The sequence below is a fragment of the Rhizobacter sp. P1_G5 genome (assembly GCF_056405435.1).
Genome location: NZ_JBFUCB010000795.1, coordinates 1 through 2364 on the forward strand (window position 1 = coordinate 1; position 2364 = coordinate 2364).

The 2364-nt window shown below is 72.1% G+C and carries 2 protein-coding genes and 1 pseudogene; all 3 read left to right on the plus strand.

All coding sequences use genetic code 11. The annotated features are described in order from the left end of the window. A partial coding sequence (locus tag AC1D12_RS31165; protein WP_477845066.1) for an ABC transporter substrate-binding protein occupies positions 1-1182 on the plus strand: 1182 nt, incomplete at its 5' end. A gap of 10 nt (positions 1183-1192) precedes the next feature. After that, positions 1193-1924: a response regulator gene (locus tag AC1D12_RS31170; protein WP_477845067.1), complete on the plus strand. Its 732-nt coding sequence runs from the start codon at positions 1193-1195 to the stop codon at positions 1922-1924. Further along, positions 1917-2364: pseudogene (locus AC1D12_RS31175) on the plus strand (ATP-binding protein); the annotation flags it as partial. The gene AC1D12_RS31170 and the pseudogene AC1D12_RS31175, both read left to right, overlap by 8 nt.

Consider the following 2364-nt stretch of genomic DNA (forward strand, 5'->3'; position numbering starts at 1 on the left):
GTGCTGCACTGGTGGACCTCGGCCGGCGAGCGCCGCGCCGTCGAGCAGCTGGTGCAGCAGCTCGACAAGCGCGGCATCGCCTGGAACGACGCGGCGATTCCCGGCGGCGGCGGCGGCGGCGCGATGAAGGTGCTGAACAGCCGCGTGCTGGCGCGCGACCCGCCCGATGCGGCGCAGGTGATCGGCCGCACGCTGGCCGACTGGTCGGACCTCGGACTGGTGCTGCCGCTCGACGAGGTGGCGCAGCGCAACCGCTGGAGCCAGTCGCTGTTTCCGGTGGTGCAGCGCGTGATCACGCACCGCGGCCGCATCGTCGCGGCACCGCTCGGCGTGCACCGCATCAACACGCTGTTCTACAACCAGCGGGTGTGGGCGCGGCTGAAGCTCAGCGTGCCGAAGGGCTGGGGCGACGTCGAGCAGGCGGCGGCCACGCTGCGCAGCGCCGGCGTCGCACCGTTCGCGTGGAGCGACGAGCCGTGGCAGATCGCCACCGTGTTCGAGACGCTGTTGCTGTCCGAGGGCGGGCCGGCGCTGTATGCCGAGCTCGCCGCCACGCAGCGCTGGCAGGCCTGGCAGGACCCGCGCGTGATGAAGGCGCTGGAGCGGCTGCGCTGGCTGCGGCGGCTGAATGGCGAGACGGCCATCGAGCAGCGCTGGACCGCGTCGGCGCGCCAGCTCTTCACCGGCGATGCCGGCATGCTGATCATGGGCGACTGGACCGGCGGCGAGCTGACCGCCTGGGGCGCGCAGGCCGGCCGCGACTACGGCTGCGCGCCGGTGCCGGGCACCGCCGGCATGCACCTGTACAGCATCGACACGCTGGCGATGCTGGCCGGCACGAAGAAGCGCGAGGCCGAGCAGGAGCGCATGGCCGAAGTGGTGGTGTCGCCGGCGGCGCAGCTCGCCTACAACCAGGCCAAGGGCTCGGTGCCGGTGCGCGACGACATCGACCCCACCCAGCTCGACGAATGCGCACGCGACTCGTGGCAGACGCTGAAGCGCGCCGACAGCCCGCTGCTGCCGAGCATCGCGCACCGGATGGCGGCCGACGAGGCCACGAAGGACGCGCTGGCCGATGCGTTGCACCGTTATGTGAAGGACCCCGCCGTCACGCCCGCCCGCGCGCAGGAGCGCCTGGTGGCGCTGATCCGCAGCGCGGCGCGATCGCCCGCTTCTCCTTGAAGACTGCGCCATGAACCTCGCCCGCAAGCGCACCATCCTCGCCGTCGACGACGACCAGAAGACCCGGCAGCTGCTGAAGCTGTACCTGGAGAAGCACCAGTACGTGGTGCAGCTCGCGGCCGACGGCGYGAGCTTCCGCAGCGGCTTCGAGCGCTACCGCGACGACCTGAGCCTGGTGATCCTCGACGTGATGCTGCCCGACACCGACGGCTTCGCGCTGTGCCAGATGGTGCGCCAGCGCGCGCCGACGCTGCCGATCATCATGCTGACCGCGAGCGCGGACGACACCGAGCGCATCGTCGGGCTGGAGCTCGGTGCCGACGACTACATCGGCAAGCCGTACAACCCGCGCGAGCTGCTGGCGCGCATCAAGGCGATCCACCGGCGCGCCGGGCAGACCGAGGGCGGCGCGGCAGCGCGCTACCTGCGCTTTGCCGGCTTCCGGCTGGATCGGCTGGAGCGCACGGTGACGGGGCCGGACGGCCAGCCGCTGGCGCTGACCGCGATGGATTTCGACCTGCTGCGGCTGCTGGCCGAGCATGCCGGCGAGGTGATGGAGCGAGCGCGGCTGATGGAGCAGACGCGCGGCCGCGACCTCGGCCCGGCCGACCGTTCGCTCGACGTGCAGGTGAGCCGGCTGCGCCAGCGGCTGGGCGACGACGGCAAGCAGCCGGCGCTGATCAAGACGGTGCGCAGCAGCGGCTATGTGTTCTCCGTCGAGGTGCTGGCCTCGCATGATTGACTGGCGTACTGTGGCGCAGCGGCTGCTGCCGCGCACGCTGCGCGGGCGGATCATGCTGGTGATGGTGGCCGGCGTGCTGCTGAGCCAGCTGCTGGGCACGGCGATCTGGGCCTGGCAGCTGCGCGCGAATGCGTTGCGCGATGCGCGCGATGCCGCGCAGCAGACGGCGCAGAGCGCGGCCGGCGCGATCCGTTTCTTCCGCGACCTGCCGGCGCAGTACCGGCCGTTGCTGATCGAGCAACTGCGCACGATGGGCGGCACGCGCTTCTTCGTCAACGTGAACCGGGCGCGCGTGGCGACCGGTGCGTTCGCGCCGTCGCGCCTGTCGGAGACGGTGGTGCGCAGCGTACGCGAGCGGCTGCTGGCGCAGGTGGGCGACACCACGTCGTTCGAGGCCGCGTTCGCGTGGCCGGACACGCTGGTGGTGGCCGATGATGGCC